Source organism: Haloferax mucosum ATCC BAA-1512 (assembly GCF_000337815.1).
GTDB lineage: Archaea > Halobacteriota > Halobacteria > Halobacteriales > Haloferacaceae > Haloferax > Haloferax mucosum.
This window is the reverse complement of the sequence record NZ_AOLN01000001.1, coordinates 230,922-246,463: the sequence shown is the minus strand read 5'-3', so window position 1 is coordinate 246,463 and position 15,542 is coordinate 230,922. Positions and strand designations below refer to the sequence as shown.

Annotated in this window: 17 protein-coding genes; 4 read left to right on the top strand and 13 right to left on the bottom strand. The window is 63.3% G+C overall.

Features of this window, described 5'->3' with window-relative positions:
* Nucleotide 1: 1 nt before the first annotated feature.
* The 6 genes from ptsH1 to leuB form a co-directional block, all read right to left on the bottom strand.
* Nucleotides 2-271, bottom strand: coding sequence for a phosphocarrier protein HPr (ptsH1, locus tag C440_RS01145; RefSeq protein WP_008317441.1), 270 nt, complete (start codon nt 269-271; stop codon nt 2-4).
* A complete protein-coding gene (ptfA, locus tag C440_RS01140; RefSeq protein ID WP_008317438.1) occupies nt 271-735 on the bottom strand; it encodes a fructose PTS transporter subunit IIA in 465 nt (154 codons plus the stop codon). Before ptfA ends, ptsH1 begins: the two co-directional genes overlap by 1 nt.
* 42 nt (nt 736-777) lie before the next feature.
* Nucleotides 778-1,902 carry a fructose PTS transporter subunit IIC gene (gene ptfC, locus C440_RS01135; RefSeq protein WP_008317436.1) on the bottom strand — a complete coding sequence of 375 codons (1,125 nt, stop codon included), beginning with the start codon at nt 1,900-1,902 and terminating at the stop codon, nt 778-780.
* Nucleotides 1,903-2,008: 106 nt separating this feature from the next.
* Complete coding sequence (gene pfkB / locus C440_RS01130) at nt 2,009-2,926, bottom strand: 1-phosphofructokinase (RefSeq protein WP_008317434.1); 918 nt, start codon at nt 2,924-2,926, stop codon at nt 2,009-2,011.
* The gene (gene glpR / locus C440_RS01125) at nt 2,923-3,690 is read right to left on the bottom strand and encodes an HTH-type transcriptional regulator GlpR (protein ID WP_008317433.1); all 768 of its coding nucleotides are present in this window, start codon (nt 3,688-3,690) and stop codon (nt 2,923-2,925) included. The genes pfkB and glpR overlap by 4 nt, the downstream gene beginning before the upstream one ends.
* A 453-nt stretch (nt 3,691-4,143) precedes the next feature.
* A complete protein-coding gene (leuB, locus tag C440_RS01120) occupies nt 4,144-5,118 on the bottom strand; it encodes a 3-isopropylmalate dehydrogenase (protein WP_008317431.1) in 975 nt (324 codons plus the stop codon).
* Nucleotides 5,119-5,510: 392 nt separating this feature from the next.
* Here leuB and C440_RS01115 point away from each other — a divergent pair, with 392 nt between their 5' ends.
* Nucleotides 5,511-6,050, top strand: a complete 540-nt coding sequence (locus C440_RS01115) for a hypothetical protein (RefSeq protein ID WP_008317429.1) — start codon at nt 5,511-5,513, stop codon at nt 6,048-6,050.
* Between the two features lie 105 nt (nt 6,051-6,155).
* On the opposite strand, the gene leuD is transcribed toward C440_RS01115, so the two are convergent.
* The 7 genes from leuD to C440_RS01080 all read right to left on the bottom strand — a co-directional run bounded on the left by leuD (nt 6,156) and on the right by C440_RS01080 (nt 13,576).
* A complete protein-coding gene (leuD, locus tag C440_RS01110; RefSeq protein ID WP_008317427.1) occupies nt 6,156-6,764 on the bottom strand; it encodes a 3-isopropylmalate dehydratase small subunit in 609 nt (202 codons plus the stop codon).
* Nucleotides 6,761-8,182, bottom strand: coding sequence for a 3-isopropylmalate dehydratase large subunit (leuC, locus tag C440_RS01105; protein ID WP_008317425.1), 1,422 nt, complete (start codon nt 8,180-8,182; stop codon nt 6,761-6,763). The genes leuD and leuC overlap by 4 nt, the downstream gene beginning before the upstream one ends.
* The gene (locus C440_RS01100) at nt 8,175-8,459 is read right to left on the bottom strand and encodes a hypothetical protein (RefSeq protein ID WP_008317423.1); all 285 of its coding nucleotides are present in this window, start codon (nt 8,457-8,459) and stop codon (nt 8,175-8,177) included. Before C440_RS01100 ends, leuC begins: the two co-directional genes overlap by 8 nt.
* Nucleotides 8,460-8,483: 24 nt before the next feature.
* Nucleotides 8,484-9,530 carry a ketol-acid reductoisomerase gene (gene ilvC / locus C440_RS01095; RefSeq protein ID WP_008317421.1) on the bottom strand — a complete coding sequence of 349 codons (1,047 nt, stop codon included), beginning with the start codon at nt 9,528-9,530 and terminating at the stop codon, nt 8,484-8,486.
* Complete coding sequence (ilvN, locus tag C440_RS01090; RefSeq protein WP_008317419.1) at nt 9,527-10,189, bottom strand: acetolactate synthase small subunit; 663 nt, start codon at nt 10,187-10,189, stop codon at nt 9,527-9,529. Before ilvN ends, ilvC begins: the two co-directional genes overlap by 4 nt.
* The gene (ilvB, locus tag C440_RS01085) at nt 10,186-11,943 is read right to left on the bottom strand and encodes a biosynthetic-type acetolactate synthase large subunit (RefSeq protein ID WP_008317417.1); all 1,758 of its coding nucleotides are present in this window, start codon (nt 11,941-11,943) and stop codon (nt 10,186-10,188) included. Before ilvB ends, ilvN begins: the two co-directional genes overlap by 4 nt.
* Before the next feature lie 382 nt (nt 11,944-12,325).
* Complete coding sequence (locus C440_RS01080) at nt 12,326-13,576, bottom strand: LeuA family protein (protein ID WP_241431971.1); 1,251 nt, start codon at nt 13,574-13,576, stop codon at nt 12,326-12,328.
* 361 nt (nt 13,577-13,937) lie between these two features.
* Here C440_RS01080 and C440_RS01075 point away from each other — a divergent pair, with 361 nt between their 5' ends.
* The 3 genes from C440_RS01075 to C440_RS01065 all read left to right on the top strand — a co-directional run bounded on the left by C440_RS01075 (nt 13,938) and on the right by C440_RS01065 (nt 15,524).
* A complete protein-coding gene (locus C440_RS01075) occupies nt 13,938-14,225 on the top strand; it encodes a DUF5779 family protein (protein WP_008317413.1) in 288 nt (95 codons plus the stop codon).
* 76 nt (nt 14,226-14,301) lie between these two features.
* The gene (locus C440_RS01070; protein ID WP_008317412.1) at nt 14,302-14,988 is read left to right on the top strand and encodes a hypothetical protein; all 687 of its coding nucleotides are present in this window, start codon (nt 14,302-14,304) and stop codon (nt 14,986-14,988) included.
* Complete coding sequence (locus C440_RS01065; protein WP_008317409.1) at nt 14,988-15,524, top strand: hypothetical protein; 537 nt, start codon at nt 14,988-14,990, stop codon at nt 15,522-15,524. The genes C440_RS01070 and C440_RS01065 overlap by 1 nt, the downstream gene beginning before the upstream one ends.
* The last annotated feature ends 18 nt before the right edge of the window (nt 15,525-15,542 follow it).

The following is a 15,542-nucleotide window of genomic DNA, read 5'->3' as shown; positions in this document are numbered from 1 at the left end:
GTCAGTGTGTGGCTTCGGGCGTCGAAAGGATAGCTTCGAGGGCATCGAGTGCCGCTTCCGCGTCGTCGCCCTCGGCGACGAGGCGAACGGACTCGCCGTGGCTGACCCCGAGTCCGGTGACAGCGAGCATGCTCGCGGCGGGTGCGAGGTCGTCCGCGTCCGCGCGTCCAAGTCGGACATCGGCGTCAAACTCGGTCGCCGTCTCGACAAACTGCGAGGCGGGGCGGGCGTGCAACCCGTCTTCGGGGACGACGGTGACGGTTCGTTCCATCAGGCGACCACCTCGTCGAGGACGGCTTGAACCGTCTGTTTGCGCTCGGCTTCGAGGAGGTCTTCGCGCACGTCTTCGTGCATGAGCGACCGCGAGAGGGCGCTCAGAATCTGGAGGTGGTCTTCGCCGCCGTCGGCGGGGACGAGAATCAAAAAGAGGAGTCTCGCGGGTTCGTCGTCCATCGCGTCGAAGTCGATACCGTCCGTCGAGCGCGCGAACGCGACCGTCGGTTCCGAGACGGTGTCGGTCTTCGCGTGTGGGATTCCGATGCCGAACCCGACGCCGGTCGTCGCCTCGTTTTCGCGTTCGAGGAGCGCGTCGAGGGCGGTCTCGCGGTCGTCGACGCGGCCCGCATCGACGGCCAAATCGAGGAGGAACTCGATAGCGTCCTCCTTCATCGCCGGCGGTTCTTCGAGTGAAATCAGTTCGAGTGGTGTGATGGTGCTGATGTCTGTGGCGTCCATGGTGCGTCGTTCGGGTCTGGGAAGGTGTGGTTGCGTTCGTCGTCAGTCGTCGGAGGCCTGTGCGGCGATTTTCGCGTCGAAGTTTGGCTTGATTGCCGTCGCAATGGTCGCCGTGACGAGCGACCCGAGCAGGATACAGCCGACGAACATGAACGGCTGATTCGACAGTGGCACGACGAAGATACCGCCGTGCGGCGCGGGCATCGTCACGCCGAGTGCCATCGAGGCCGCGCCCGCGACAGTGCTCCCTGCGACGACGCTCGGAATGACGCGAGCCGGGTCTGCGGCCGCGTACGGAATCGCGCCTTCGGTGATAAACGAAAAGCCGAGGAAGACGCCGCTTTTGGCGTTTTCGTACATCTCGGCGGCGTACTTCTGCGGCGCGATGAAGTTCGAAAGCGAGAGTCCAATCGGCGGCACCATGCCCGCAATCATGACCGCCGCCATCGGCGCGGTGACGCCCTCGGAGATGAGGCCGACGGAGAACACGTACGCGACCTTGTTGATTGGACCGCCCATATCGGATGCCATCATTGCTCCGAGGATGGCACCGAGGAGAATCGCCTGCCCGCCGCCCTGCATGTTGCTCAGAAACTCCGTGAGTCCCGCGTTTGCGATGGAGATGGGAACGCCGAGTACGAACAACATGACCGGCGCGAGAACCGCGGTCGTCGCCACCGGGATGAGGAGGACGGGCATCATCGGTGCGACGAACTCCGGAACGTTGCGCTGTTTGAACCAGCGGGCGACGAACCCGGCGAGGAAACCAGCCACGATTGCACCGAGGTAGCCAGCCCCGGCGGAACCGCCCTGAAGACCGATAACGTCGCCAGCCGCTTGGAGGACGTTCCCTTGCTGGATGACGTACGAGAGAATAAAACCCGGTGCGAGTCCCGGTCTGTCGGCGATGGCGTACGCGATGTACGCGCCGAGTACCGGAACCATGAGCGTCAGTCCCGCGCTCCCGATTTGCGCGAGGAACCAACCGGGCGTGCCAGTCGCCTCGAAGATGTTTCGCACGTCTGCCGAAAACGAGGCGACCGCGTAGCCCAGCGCGAGGAAAATGCCGCCAATCGTCACGAACGGAATCATGAACGATACCCCTGTCATCAAGTCCTCCTTCACCGAGGTCAGGTAGGACCGAACTGCGTCTTCTGCGTTTGCCATAATGTTGCCAACCCTACGCAGAAACATACGAAAATGTATTCAAAAATCCTTTCGAATATGTATATTTCTGATTGAAATATAGTTTATAAAAGTCTGAATTGTGAACTTACCGCCGCCGTACGGTGGTTACGTCGATGCGCGTTTCGTTCGTGAGTACGTCTTCGAGGTGTGGGACGCGGGTACCAGCGACGCCGACGACGCGAGCGGCGGTCAAGATACCCATTCGGAGCGCGTCCGCGTTGCTCGTGCCGTGTTCGCGGGCCGCGAGGAATCCCGAGAGAATCGCGTCGCCAGCGCCGACCGTATCGACGACCTCGACATCGGCCGCGGGTGCCGAGAGCACTTCGTCGTCTGTGACGAGAAGTGCGCCGTCGGCACCGAGCGAGGCGAGGACGTACTCGAAACCGCGGTTCTGAAGCGCTTCGGCGGCCGCAATCGCATCGTCGTCCGATTCGACGGCCCGCCCGGTCGCCGCCGCGAGTTCCGACCGGTTGGGTTTGCAGACGAAGTAGTCGGCTTCGAGATTCGAAAGGGACTCTCCGCCCATATCGACCGCCGTTCGCCAGTCGCCGGCGCGGGCGAGCCTATCGACCGCCGACAGCGACATTCCCGGTGGGAGACTGCCGCCGACCAAGAGCGTGTCTGGCTCGTTCGCCTGCACCGTCTCGACGAGTTCGTCTACGTCGGCGGCGCAAATCTGCGGGCCGTTGTGATTGAGTTTGTATTCGCCGTCTTCGGCGAGGACCGTCGTGTTCAGACGCGTGTTCGCGTCGATGGTCACGAAATCCGAGGGAACGCCGTCGTCGTCGAGTCGGCCGCGGACGAACGTGCCGAAGTGGCCGCCGAGAAAGCCGGTCGCGGTCGTGTCGGCGTCGAGTGCCGAGACGTACTTGGCGACGTTGATTCCCTTACCTCCGGCGGTGAACACCGCGTCGTCGGTGCGGTGGACGACGCCGGTTTGGAGCGGTTCGTCGAAGTGAATCGTGTGGTCAACCGCCGGGTTCGGCGTGACGGTGAGAATCATTGTCCGGCCTCGTCGGCGACGACGACGCTGGCGCTCTCGATGGCTTCGCGGGTGTCGTCGTCGAGCGTGCCGTCGGTGATAAACAGGTCAACGTCCGCGAGCGACGCGAACTGAACGAAGCTTCGGCGACCGAGTTTGGATATATCGGCGACGAGGACGACTTTCTCTGCCTTTTCGACCATCAGCTCTTTCATCCGCGCTTCGTCCTCGTTCGGCGTCGTGAGACCGGATTCGATGTCGATGGCGTTGGTTCCGAGAAAGAGCACGTCGAAGTTCGTCCGTTGCATGAACGATTCGGCGGTCGGCCCGACGAGCGCTTTCGTCCGCCGGCGAAGCGTCCCGCCGGTGAGTTTGACTTCGTTGTCGTCTTCGTTCAACTCGACCGCGAGACGCGGCGAGTTGGTCACGCCGAGAATCGTCCCGTCTTTGGGGACTTTGCGGGCGACTTCCATCGTGGTCGTCCCCGCGTCGAAGAAGACGACGTGACCCTCGGCCAGTTCTTCGACGGCTCTGTCGGCGATTGCACGTTTGCCTTCGAGATTCTGCACTTCTTTTTGCCCGTATGTCTGCTCGCGGCCGACGGAGGTCACCGGGACGGCCCCACCGTGTGACCGTTCGATGAGTCCGCGGGTTTCGAGTTCGCGTAGGTCACGGCGTATCGTCGCCTTTGAGTATCCCAGGTTCTCGGAGAGTGATTCGACGGACCGACCGTCTGAATCGGCGACGAGTTCGACAATGCGACGTTTGCGCTCTGCTGGTAACATCAGTGGCGGTACCTCGTTGGGTGGATGGTACGTCGGCAGGGAGTGTTAATTGTTTATGTTGGATTTCGTTCGTCTTTGTTCGGTTTGGGCGAATAGACGCGCAGGAACGAAGACAAGTCGTCGAAGGGAGCGTGACTGACGAAGCGACTCGCGGTGAGACAGAAACAGTAACAGACGGAGAGCAATGCCGAAAAATCGAACGAAGCCCGCGCGTCGGGCAGGTGTGGCAGGGGCAACGCGCCCAGCGACGGACTTCGATGGCAGGCGGCTCCAACCCGGTATCGAGTTCGGATTCAGGCTCAGGTTCAGATTCAGATTCAGATTCAGATTCAGATTTAGATTTAGATGCAGATGTAGATTCGAATTCGGCTTCGCGGATTCGAACGTGAACGCGCGTCCGACAGCGGCGTCCGAGAGTGAGTACCAACTACCGACTATCGACCGACAGACAGCTTAGAGACGGTCGATAATCGCCGCGGACACGTCCTCCGTGGAAGCGTCGCCACCGAGGTCCGGGGTTCGTGGACCGTCCGCGAGAACGCCTTCGACGGCGGCTCTGACCTGCTGTGCTTCGGCTTCGTAATCGAGGTAATCGAGCAACATGGCGGCCGAGAGGATGGTCGCCGTCGGGTTGGCGATTCCTTCACCAGCAATGTCGGGAGCGGACCCGTGAACAGGCTCGAACAGTGCACTGTCCGGACCGATGTTCGCCGAGGGGAGTAGGCCGAGACCGCCGACGAGTCCGGCCGCGAGGTCCGACAGCACGTCGCCCGCGAGGTTCGGACAGACGATGGTGTCGAACTGCGTGGGGTCGAGACAGACGCGCGTTGCGAACGCGTCCATCAGAACTTCTTCGACTTCGACGCCGTTCTCGTCGGCGACGGAGACGACGGCGTCACGGAAACGGCCGTCGGTCTCGCGCATCACGTTCGCCTTGTGAGCGACCTGAAAACTGCCGCCCTCGCCGCCGACGTAGTCGCAGGCGTATTCGGCGAGCCGCTCCGATGCGGACGTGGTCACGACGCGCGTGAGCGTCGAGAGGTCCTCAGAGAGGCAGTCCTCGTGACCCGAGTAGACGCCTTCGGTGTTCTCCCGGAGGAAGACGAGGTCCGTCTCCGGGCGCAGGGCGTCCACGCCGGGGTAGGCCTTCGCCGGGCGGACGTTGACGAAGGAGTCCACTGCAGTTCGAAGTGGGAGAATAACGTCCGCCGCCGTCTCGCCCGCGGCCCCGAACAGGGTCGCGTCGGCCTCTGCCGCGAGGTCGTAGGTCTCCTGCGGGAGCGCCTCGCCGGTTTCTGCTTTCACGTGGTCGCCCGCGTCGGCTTCGACGAATTCGAAGTGACCGACCGCTTTCAGTACGTCCACGGCGGCCGGGACGACCTCCGCCCCGATTCCATCGCCGGGGATGACGACAATCTCGTGAGTCATGTCAAACCGTGGGATGGGCGACGGAAAGAGTGTGTCGATACCCCCGAAAACCGCCTTTCACCGGGGTGTGAACTTCAGCCCAAAAATGACTTCTTCCCGAATGTTTTTATCCTCTCCGTGAGAATAATTACGTGTGGGAAGTATTCGAAAATAAATCGGTGTTTTCTTGTATCATGTTCCTGTAGCTATTGCTCCGGAGCACCGACCTCCGGGAACGACCTGCTCTGTGGGTCGGGGTTCGCCGTCTACGAGCGTCTGCCACGCGAAGCGTCTATCACGTGAACAGCGACGCGACACGAAGAGCGTCTGCTACACGAACAGCGACGCGTATAGCCAGCGATTCGACACGAAGAGTCACACGGTCATCCCGGCTCACGAGTCACCAACAAGCTATGTCCGAACACACCCACCCAGACGAGATTGCAGCCGAATCAGCGACCGAACGACATCTCCCGGACCCGGCGGTACTCGCCGACCGCGAGGACATCGACTACTGCGAGCATACGTTCGTCCACGAAGACGGCGACTTCTGTGAGCGCGACTACGCCGGTCGAGCCATCGTCGGCGTCACGAACGACGCGGGTGAGGTTCTCCTGCAAATTCATCAAGAATCCGGGGCCGGTGTTCTCCCGAACGTGAAAGTCGCCTCGGACGACGACTACGTCGCCGAAGCTGTTCGGGGAGTCAGCGAACAGACCGGCATCGACGTCGAAATCGAGGGTATCGAGCGCTGTCGGCTCGCCAAACACGACGTCGAAGGCGAGGACACGTCCATCGACGCGACGACTCACGTCGTACTCAGCGCCGCTCCCGTCTCCGACGACGACCCACACTCTGACACCGACGGTGTGACCGCCGAATGGCGCGACGCCGTCCCGGAGGCGAACCGTGGCCTCCCAGCCGACGACGACGTGCGACTGTTCGTCGAGTAAGCAACAGAGTCACACAGCAGCCGTCGCGTCACGCTCACAATCAGGTCGAAACGCTCGCCAGAAACAGTGCGGTGCGTCTGTGACTGCCGAAGAAACAGCGACCGGTCAGCCGTCCACGTAGGGAAGGCTGTCTGCCGTGTCCTGTACCGCGTCGGCGTTCGACTTCATGAGCGCCGTCGTGTCCCAGACCCCCTCGGTGAGCGCCTTTCTCTGTGCGTCGTCAACGGTCACGTCCACGGTCGTATCGCCGTAGGTGACCGTCTCGTTTTCCACATCCACGTCGATGTCGGCGTCGGGGTTCTCGTCGACCCAGTCCTGCAGTTCGACGATGGTGTCGTGGTCGGCGGTGACCGTCGGGATACCCAACGCGAGGCAGTTGCCCGCGAAGATTTCCGCGAAGGACTCGCCGATGATGGCGTCGATGCCCCAGCGCATGAGCGCCTGCGGGGCGTGTTCGCGTGACGAGCCACAGCCGAAGTTCGCGTTGACGACCATGATAGAGGCCTCTTGGAAGTGCGGCTCGTTCATCGGGTGGTCCTTGGGGTCGTCGTGCTCGTCGTACCGCTTGTCGAAGAACGCGAACTCGCCGAGACCGTCGAACGTGACGACCTTCATGAACCGCGCCGGGATTATCTGGTCCGTGTCGATGTCGTTTCCGCGGATGGGGACGCCCGTCCCCGAGGCGGAGTCGATTGCTGGGATTTCGTCGGTCATGCTTCTGTCACCTCCTTCAGGTCGCGCACGTCAGTCACGTGGCCGGTCACGGCCGCCGCGGCCACCATGCGCGGGTTCATCAGCACGGTCTTGCCGTCTTTCGACCCCTGTCGGCCGATGAAGTTCCGGTTCGACGAGGACGCCGAGGCTTCGTCGCCCTCCAGTTGGTCTTCGTTCATGCCGAGACACATCGAACAGCCCGCTTCGCGCCACTCAAATCCGGCTTCCTCGAACACCGCGTCGAGACCTTCCGCCTCGGCGGCGGCCTTGACGCGCTGACTGCCGGGGACGACCATCGCGCGGACGCTGTCGGCGACTTGACGACCCTCGACGACCTCCGCGGCACGGCGCAGGTCGGGCATCCGAGCATTCGTACACGACCCGAGAAACGCCACGTCGATTTCGTAGCCCGCCATCGTCTCGCCGGGTTCGACGCCCATGTGCTCTTGCGACATCCGGGCGGTGTCCTGTTTTTCTTCGGACAGGTCTTCCGGAGCCGGAATCGGTTCGGTGATGCCGACGCCCTGTCCGGGCGTGGTTCCCCACGTGACGACGGGTTCGAGTTCCGACCCGTCGATGGTGACGACATCGTCGTACTCGGCGTCCTCGTCGGAGCGGATTGACTCCCAGTACGGCTTGAGTTCGTCGAACTTCTCGGGGTTCTCCTGGAAGTAGTCGGTCTGTTTCAGCCACTCGTAGGTGGTCTCGTCGGGATTGACGTAGCCCGCGCGAGCGCCGCCCTCGATGGACATGTTGCAGATGCTCATCCGACCTTCCATGTCGAGGCTCTCGATGGCTTCGCCGGCGTACTCGTAGACGTAGCCGACACCGCCTTCGGTGCCGAGGCGACGGATGATTTCCAGCACTACGTCCTTGGCTTCGACGCCGGGTTCGAGTTCGCCCGTGACCTCGATTTTGCGAACCTTCTTTTTCTCCATGGCGACGGTCTGTGTCGCCAGCACGTCACGAATCTGGCTCGTTCCGATACCGAACGCCAGCGCGCCGAACGCGCCGTGGGTCGAGGTGTGGCTGTCACCACAGACGATGGTCGTGCCGGGTTGGGTGAGTCCCTGCTCCGGCCCGATGACGTGCACGATACCCTGGTCGCCCGAGGTCGGGTCCGAGAAGTTGATGCCCGCGTCACGGACGTTCTGTTCGAGTTCGGACATCATCTCTTCGGCGGCGTCGTCTTGGAAGGGACGCGACTGGTCCGACGTGGGGACGATGTGGTCTACCGTCGCGTGAGTCCGCTCGGGATAGGCGACGTCGAGGTCGCGCTCTTGGAGCATCCCGAACGCCTGCGGACTCGTCACCTCGTGGATGAGGTGCAGGCCGCAGAACAACTGCGTCTGGCCCGTTGGGAGTTCGGAGACGGTGTGTTCCTCCCAAACCTTGTCGTAGAGCGTTCCCTCACTCATCTACGTCACCTGTGTCCGTCCGATTTCGGCCGGTGATTTCGGTGTGTCCGCGTTGCCAAACGTCGTTCGTGCCGTCGCCGTACGGCGGCGTGTGGTCCACCTGTTTCATCGTCTCCGACCCGCCCGTCATCGCGGGTTGCGAGTCGGACCTGCCGCCGTCGGTGACGGCCGGGCCGCGCTCGTAGACCGTGGTGAACGTCTCGCCTGTGTAGGGGTTGGTATGGTTAACATTGCGCATTCGGTTCGATTCGTCGTCCGCTGTCTCGTTTCGCGTCATTGGTACGTGGTGGTTAGGGGGTGGTCAGTCGTCTGCCGGTGCTTCCGGTTTGTCTGCGTCGGTCTCGTCGGTCTCATCGGCCCACGAGAAGAGGTCGCGGAGCGGTTCGCCGACCTGCTCGATGTCGTGGTTCTCCTCTGCTTGTTTGAGCTGGGAGTACGACGGACGGCCCGCCTGATTCTCCAAAATCCACTCGCGGGCGAAGGTACCGTCTTGGACCTCTTCGAGGACTTCCTCCATGCGCTCGCGGCTGTGTTCGTCCACGACGCGGTCGCCCCGGGTCAGGCCGCCGAACTCGGCGGTGTCGGACACCGAGTGCCACATGCCGCCGAGTCCGTCTTCATACATCAGATCGACGATGAGTTTCAACTCGTTCAGGCACTCGAAGTAGGCCATCTCGGGGGAGTAGCCCGCATCGACGAGTGTCTCGTAGCCCTGTTTGACCAGCGAGGTTACGCCGCCGCAGAGGACGGCCTGCTCGCCGAAGAGGTCGGTCTCGGTCTCCTCGCGGAACGTCGTCTCGATGACGCCCGCACGGGTACAGCCGATGGCGTGGGCGTACGCCAGCGCTTCCTCCTTGGCCTCGCCGGTCGTGTCCTGATAGACGGCGATGAGACCGGGCGTCCCCTCATCCGCCTCGTAGTTGCGTCGGACGAGGTGGCCGGGAGATTTCGGTGCGGCGAGCGTCACGTCAACGTTCTCGGGCGGCCGAATCTGGTTGTAGTGAATGTTGAAGCCGTGAGCGAACTGGAGCGTGTTCCCGGGTTCGAGTCCGTCACGAATCTCCTCGAACACCGTCGGTTGGACGGTGTCGGGAACGAGCACGGAGACGATGTCGGCTTCCGCGGCGGCCTCTGCGGGCGTCGCCACGCGCAGTCCGTCTTCGCGTGCGGCCGTGCGAGACGAGGAGTCCGCACGCAGGCCGACGACCACGTCCACCCCGCTGTCGGCGAGGTTCTGGGCGTGGGCGTGGCCTTGACTGCCGTATCCGAGGACGGCAACGGTCTTGTCGTCGATGTGCGTTCGGTCTGCGTCGTCGTCGTAGTAGACTGTCGTGGTGAGTTCGGTCATTTGGATGTAGTGTTGGTCGTCGGTTTGGTCGGTTCGCCGGAGGTTCCGGGCTCCTCTCCGGGGACTGTCTTTTTCCCGCCGTGGGCGAGGGCGGTCTGGCCGGTCCGGGCGATTTCGATGATGCCGAATCGACGGAAGGCGTCCACGGCATCGTCGATTTTGTGCTCGTCACCGGTCAGTTGGACCGTGATGGTCTCCGGGCCGGCGTCGAGCGTCTTGCCATCGTACATCTCCGTGATTGCGTGGACTTTGTCGGGGTCTTCACCGCGGACTTTCAACAAGACGAGTTCCGCGCGAACGGCGTCGTCGTCCAGTTCGCCGATGGAGATGACCGGCTTCAGTTTGGCCAGCTGTGTTTCGATTTGGTCGATGCCGGGGTCGGGTTCCTCGACGACCATCGTGATGCGCGCGTGTCCATCGACGGTCGTCGGCCCGACCGTGAGGCTCTCGATGTTGAACTGCCGGCGCGCGGCCAGTCCAGCGACCCGCGAGAGGACGCCGGGTTCGTGCTCGACGATGGCCGACAGCACGGTTCTGCGCGGCTCGCGTTCCGATTCGACCGCAGGGTCAACGCGGATTCCTTGGGCGTTCCGCCGTCCGTCGGGATGCGGACGGTCTTCGGGCGCGGGACCCTGCAATCCCGTTTGACCGTCGCTCATAACTGGTCCTCCGAGAGGGCGAATTTGCCGTTCGCACCGCCCGACGAGACCATCGGGTAGACGTTCTCCGCGGGGTCAACGTGGAAGTCGATGACTGACGGACCGTCGTACGCCAGCGCCGCCTCGATTGCTTCCGGGACTTCCTCGTAAGAATCGACGGCCCAACCGCGCGCGCCGAAGGCTTCTGCGAGTTTGTCGAACTGGGGACACCAGTCGTAGCCAGCGGCCATGCGACGGCCCTCGAAGAAGGCGTCCTGCCACTGGCGGACCATCCCGATGTACTCGTTGTTCAGGATGGCGACGGTGATGTCGAGGTCCTCGCGGACGGCGACCGACAGTTCCTGAATCGTCATCAGGAACGAGGCGTCGCCATCGACACAGACGACGGTTTCGTCGTCGTCGGCCGCGAGTCGGGCACCGATAGCGGCCGGAAGCCCGTATCCCATCGTGCCGAGTCCGTGCGAGGAGACCCAGCGACGCGGTTCGCGGAACGTCCAGTACTGGGCGGCCCACATCTGGTGTTGGCCGACGCCGCTCGTGACGATGGTCTCGTCGGGCGTGGCTTCGTCCAGCGCCTCGACGACGAACTGCGGCTTGAGCGGTTCGGTATCCGGTGCCGCGTAGTCCATCGGGTACTCGTCTTTCCACGTCAGACACTGTTCGCACCACTCACGGGCGTCGGGGCTGGCCGTCATCTCGGCATCGACGCGCTCGATTGCGCGCTCGGCGTCGCCGACGACCGGGTAGTCCGCGTGGACGTTCTTCGATATTTCCGCCGGGTCGATGTCGATGTGAACGACCTCCGCTTCGGGCGCGAACGTGTCGATACCGCCTGTCAGACGGTCGTCGAAGCGCGTGCCGACCGCGACGAGACAATCGGTGTGCGTGATGGCCATATTCGCGTAGCCGGTGCCGTGCATGCCCGCCCACGAGAGACAGAGGTCGTGGTCTTCCGGCATCGCGCCGATTCCGGGCATCGTCGTGACGACCGGAATCCGGTGCTCTGTCGCAAACTGCCGGGCCGCGTCGGTCGCGTTCCCCTTGACGACGCCGCCGCCGAATAGCAAGAGCGGTTTCTCCGCGCGCTCGATTGCGCGGGCCGCGGCCTCGACTTCGGCGTCGGCCGGCTCGGTTCGGGGACGGCACGTCGCCGGGGACCGTCCCGGACCGGGTTCTCGGTCGGTCTCGCCGAGCGAGACGTCTTTCGGGAGGTCAACCAGTGTCGGTCCGGGGCGTCCTTCGGCGGCGAGTGCAAACGCTTCGCCGACCGTGTCGCCGACGGTGTCTGGCGAGGTTGCGAAGTAGTTGTGTTTCGTGATAGGCGCGGTGACGCCCGTCGTGTCCGTCTCTTGGAACGCGTCGGAACCGACCATGTCCGATGGGACCTGTCCTGTGAGCGCGAGCACCGCGTCGGAGTCCATGTTGGCGTCGGCGATGCCGGTCACGAGGTTCGTCGCACCCGGACCGGACGTGGCGAGACAGACGCCGGGAGCGCCGTGGACGACACCGTAGGCGTCGGCGGCGTGGGACGCGGCCTGCTCGTGCGCCATCGTCACGTGACGAATGTCGGAATCGTACAGCGCGTCGTAGATTGGCATGATAGCGCCGCCCTGCACGCCGAACGCGGTTTCGACGTCAGCGTTTTCGAGCGCGCGGATGACCGCCGTCGCGCCGGACGTCACTTCGGTGTCCGTCGACTCCGCTTCGGTCGCGGCCGGGGCAGGCTCTGTCGCAGGTGCGGTGCGTTCGCTCATGTGTTGGCTCCGTGCTTTCCGGGGGGTGTGGTTGGTCGTCGATACAGGCGCTTTCGGTCGATTGCGTGGTGCTGAGACTCCATTGTGGGGACTGCAGGGATGGCTGAAAACGGTGCAAATGCGCGGGACAGAGAGATGGGGTGGTAGGGGGCTAGGCCCCTACAATAATGAGCGACCGAAGCGCAACGACGGCGGCGGCGCTCGCACCGACCTGCGGAGCGGCGAGTGCCACGGATGCGTCGCGTTGCGTCATCGTATCGCACACGTACGTCCGGCGTATAATAATCCTTTCGCGGCGGGCAACGATTGCACGCCGAGCGAGGTGGCCGAAACCGGACACGTGCGCAGGGCGGTCGCCCCGTAGGGCCACAGCCCGCCGCCATCAGGCGCGGACCTCCTCCTCCCTCTCGGTCTCTGTTTCGTGGGTAATTCCCACGTCACGGGCGAACGTTTCGAGCGTCGTGTCGTCGATTCGCTCTTTTTCGGCGCCGTGGTCCTTGACGCGGCGGGTGACTTCTCGGACCTCGGCGTCCGAGGCGTCGAACCCGATGTCCGCCAGGCGCTTGCGCACCGAGTGTGTCCCCGTGTGCTTGCCGAGTACGAACTCGCGTGTCGCGCCGACCATCTCCGGAGTCATGACGCCCGGTTCGAACGTGTCTGCGTTCTCGATGACGCCCGCGGCGTGAATGCCGCTTTCGTGGGAGAAAGCGTTCCGTCCAACGACCGGCTTGTTCGCCGGGACCGGGATGTCGGAGGCGCGCTCGACAGTGCGAGCCAGTTCGGTGATTCTCGTCGTGTCGATACCGGTGTCAACGCCGTAGACGGATTCGGCGGCCATGACGACCTCCTCGTAGGCGGCGTTGCCGGCACGCTCGCCGATGCCGTTGACGGACACCTGCGCCTGTGTGGCACCGGCTTCGAAGCCGGCCATCGCGTTGGCCGACGCCAATCCGAAGTCGTCGTGTGCGTGCACGTCGATTCGGGCGTCGGTGTGTTCGCAGACCATCTCGACCATCCGGGCGAAGCGAGTCGGCGTCGCCACGCCGCAGGTGTCGGGGAGGTTAATCCAGTCAACACCGGCGTCGGAGACGGCTTCGACGATTTCGACGAGGAACGCCTCGTCGGTTCGGGTGGCGTCCATCGGCGAGAACATTACTTCGACGCCCGCGTCGCGGACGCGTTCGACACTGCGGACGGCGCGCTCGACGGCCTCCTCGCGGGAGGCGTGCATCGAGTCGGCCAACTGGACGTCACTGGTGCTGACGAACGTGTGCACCATGTCCACGCCAGAGTCCAGCGCGGCTTCGATATCCGTATCGACGACGCGGGCCAATCCGCACGTCGTCGTGTCCGTCGAAGCGGCGATGTCGGCGACCGCTTCGAACTCCGCATCAGAGTTCACCGGGAACCCTGCCTCGATGACGTGGGTCCCCATGTCGTCGAGGGTGTGGGCGATGTCGCGCTTTTCCTCGTAACTGAACGAGGTTCGCGGAGACTGTTCGCCGTCGCGGAGCGTCGTGTCGAAGATTCGTACGTCTTCGATTTCAGATTGGTGGGCTAACGTGCCCTGGAAGAACTCGACCCGCCGGGGAACCCGACGAATCCTCCGTGTCGTTGTGAGACATCGTGTCAGTCAGGTGCCGCAACTCGTATTTAACTGTTTCTCCCAGACAGTATCACGAATGTTCACAAGCGACCGCATGACAATACCTAGCGCTTCTAATCGCTGTACCTAAACGACCTAATACGATTTCATGTCATATAGTGACTTGATACACCGACGCAGGATTCTACTTAGCCCACTATTTAATACAGTTTATATAATTTAGAAATTAATGTTCGGCCGGGCTGTGCGCGTTTTGGATTGGACAGATGTAGACCGAAACGGTGGCTGTGAATCGGTCGGTCGTTGCGCACGAATCTCGGAGGGTGCCGAGAGACAGGTCTCGCCGATTGACCGAACCCTTTTCTCGTCGCTCGACAACCGGGCGGGTATGGGCGACTTCAATCTCAATTTGCAGACGGCCGAAGAACACCTCGACACGGACGACGCAGAGGGAGATGTCGTTCTCGGCGTCCTCGACGGCTCGACCCCGCCCGAAGAGTGGGTCGAAACCGTCGCTCGCGGCAACGTCCTGATGCTGGCAATCGACGGCGACCTCAACAAACTCGCGTCGGGCTTTGCGCGCGACGTCAAGGATATGGACGGACAGTTGATGCATTTCCGGAAGTTCCTCGTCGTCTCCCCGCCGGGCGTCAAGATCAACACCGACAACCTCTGAGCGAGCAACGACGGAAAAACCGGGTCCATCGGCCGCGGGGAGAGACCTTATCCGCGTTCCGTCCTACAATACGGGCATGCCGATGAAAGGTCGTGGCAGTTCGCAACTCCATGAAATCGACCGCTGGGAACACGGTGTCGGATGGCTCGCGTACCCCGACGAGACCATGCAACGCGCCAGCCACGCCGTCGAAGTCGATGGCGACGTGTGGCTGTTCGACCCGGTTGACGCCGACGGACTCGACGACCTGCTCGCCGAATACGGTGACGTCGCAGGCGTCGCAATCGGACTCGACAGACACAAGCGCGACGCGGCGACTATCGCCACCCGTCACGAGGTTCCCGTGTACGTCGCGTCGTGGATGACCGGCGTCGCCGACGAACTCGACGCGCCCGTCGAACGCTTCGGAAACTCCCTCGGCGATTCGGGCTTCCAGACGTTCCGCATCGTAGACCGCGCTGTCCCGCCGTGGCAGGAAGTCGGCTTCTTCCACAAAGAACTCGGCACGCTCGTCGTCCCCGAGACGGTCGGGACGGTCGGTTACTTCTGTGCGCCCGGTGAGCGACTGGGCGTTCACCCGATGCTCCGCCCGATTCCGCCGCGACGGGCACTGTACGGCTACGACCCCGACCGTCTGCTCGTCGGTCACGGGGCGGGCATCTCCGAGAACGCGGGCGACGAACTCAGAACCGCGCTCTCGAACGCCCGAACGAACCTCCCGAGCGCCTATATGCAGGCGTTCAAATCGATGCTGTCGAACTGATGGACGAGACGAGCACGCTCGGGAGCGACGGCTACTCGACCGGTGACGACACACCAGCGGCCGGTGGGTCAGAACACGGTCACACTGCGGACGAGACGAATGCCGCGACGGACGAGCGCCGACGCGTTCACGCGACCCGCGGTCTCATCGACTTGCTTCTCGACATGGCCGAGGACGCCGAGCCGACGGCGATGAATCTCGTTCTCGCGCCGACTCCCGCCGGAGAGTTCGACGCCGACCTCGGACTCGGTCCCGAGACACCGGTCCTCACGCACTTCTACATGGCCGAAGCGGGTGGGTCGGTCAGCGCTGTCTTCGGGATGGACCTCGGCACGCCCGCCGGAAGAGGTCGCGCTCGGTTCCTCACGCACCCACAGGGACCCTTCGAACTCACAGAGCGCGACGACCTCGCCGCGGTCGTCCTGCTCGCCGTCCCGCCGTGGGAGTCCCGGACGCTCGCCGCGTTCGACCGCGCCGGGCGAAAGTTGGAACTCGTCGTCGTCGATGCCGAACCGCCGAAAGAAGAACTCACCTGAGTGGTTGGTGGTCGAGTC

Bases quoted from the DNA above. Each gene is read 5' to 3' on its own strand.
- glpR (WP_008317433.1), bottom strand. From the start codon at position 3,690: ATGTTACCAGCAGAGCGCAAACGTCGCATTGTCGAACTCGTCGCCGAT.
- leuB (WP_008317431.1), bottom strand. From the start codon at position 5,118: ATGACTCACGAGATTGTCGTCATCCCCGGCGATGGAATCGGGGCGGAG.
- ptfA (WP_008317438.1), bottom strand. From the start codon at position 735: ATGGACGCCACAGACATCAGCACCATCACACCACTCGAACTGATTTCA.
- pfkB (WP_008317434.1), bottom strand. From the start codon at position 2,926: ATGATTCTCACCGTCACGCCGAACCCGGCGGTTGACCACACGATTCAC.
- ilvC (WP_008317421.1), bottom strand. From the start codon at position 9,530: ATGACCGAACTCACCACGACAGTCTACTACGACGACGACGCAGACCGA.
- C440_RS01100 (WP_008317423.1), bottom strand. From the start codon at position 8,459: ATGACGCGAAACGAGACAGCGGACGACGAATCGAACCGAATGCGCAAT.
- C440_RS01070 (WP_008317412.1), top strand. From the start codon at position 14,302: ATGCCGATGAAAGGTCGTGGCAGTTCGCAACTCCATGAAATCGACCGC.
- ilvB (WP_008317417.1), bottom strand. From the start codon at position 11,943: ATGAGCGAACGCACCGCACCTGCGACAGAGCCTGCCCCGGCCGCGACC.
- C440_RS01065 (WP_008317409.1), top strand. From the start codon at position 14,988: ATGGACGAGACGAGCACGCTCGGGAGCGACGGCTACTCGACCGGTGAC.
- ptfC (WP_008317436.1), bottom strand. From the start codon at position 1,902: ATGGCAAACGCAGAAGACGCAGTTCGGTCCTACCTGACCTCGGTGAAG.
- ilvN (WP_008317419.1), bottom strand. From the start codon at position 10,189: ATGAGCGACGGTCAAACGGGATTGCAGGGTCCCGCGCCCGAAGACCGT.
- C440_RS01115 (WP_008317429.1), top strand. From the start codon at position 5,511: ATGTCCGAACACACCCACCCAGACGAGATTGCAGCCGAATCAGCGACC.
- leuC (WP_008317425.1), bottom strand. From the start codon at position 8,182: ATGAGTGAGGGAACGCTCTACGACAAGGTTTGGGAGGAACACACCGTC.
- leuD (WP_008317427.1), bottom strand. From the start codon at position 6,764: ATGACCGACGAAATCCCAGCAATCGACTCCGCCTCGGGGACGGGCGTC.
- C440_RS01075 (WP_008317413.1), top strand. From the start codon at position 13,938: ATGGGCGACTTCAATCTCAATTTGCAGACGGCCGAAGAACACCTCGAC.
- ptsH1 (WP_008317441.1), bottom strand. From the start codon at position 271: ATGGAACGAACCGTCACCGTCGTCCCCGAAGACGGGTTGCACGCCCGC.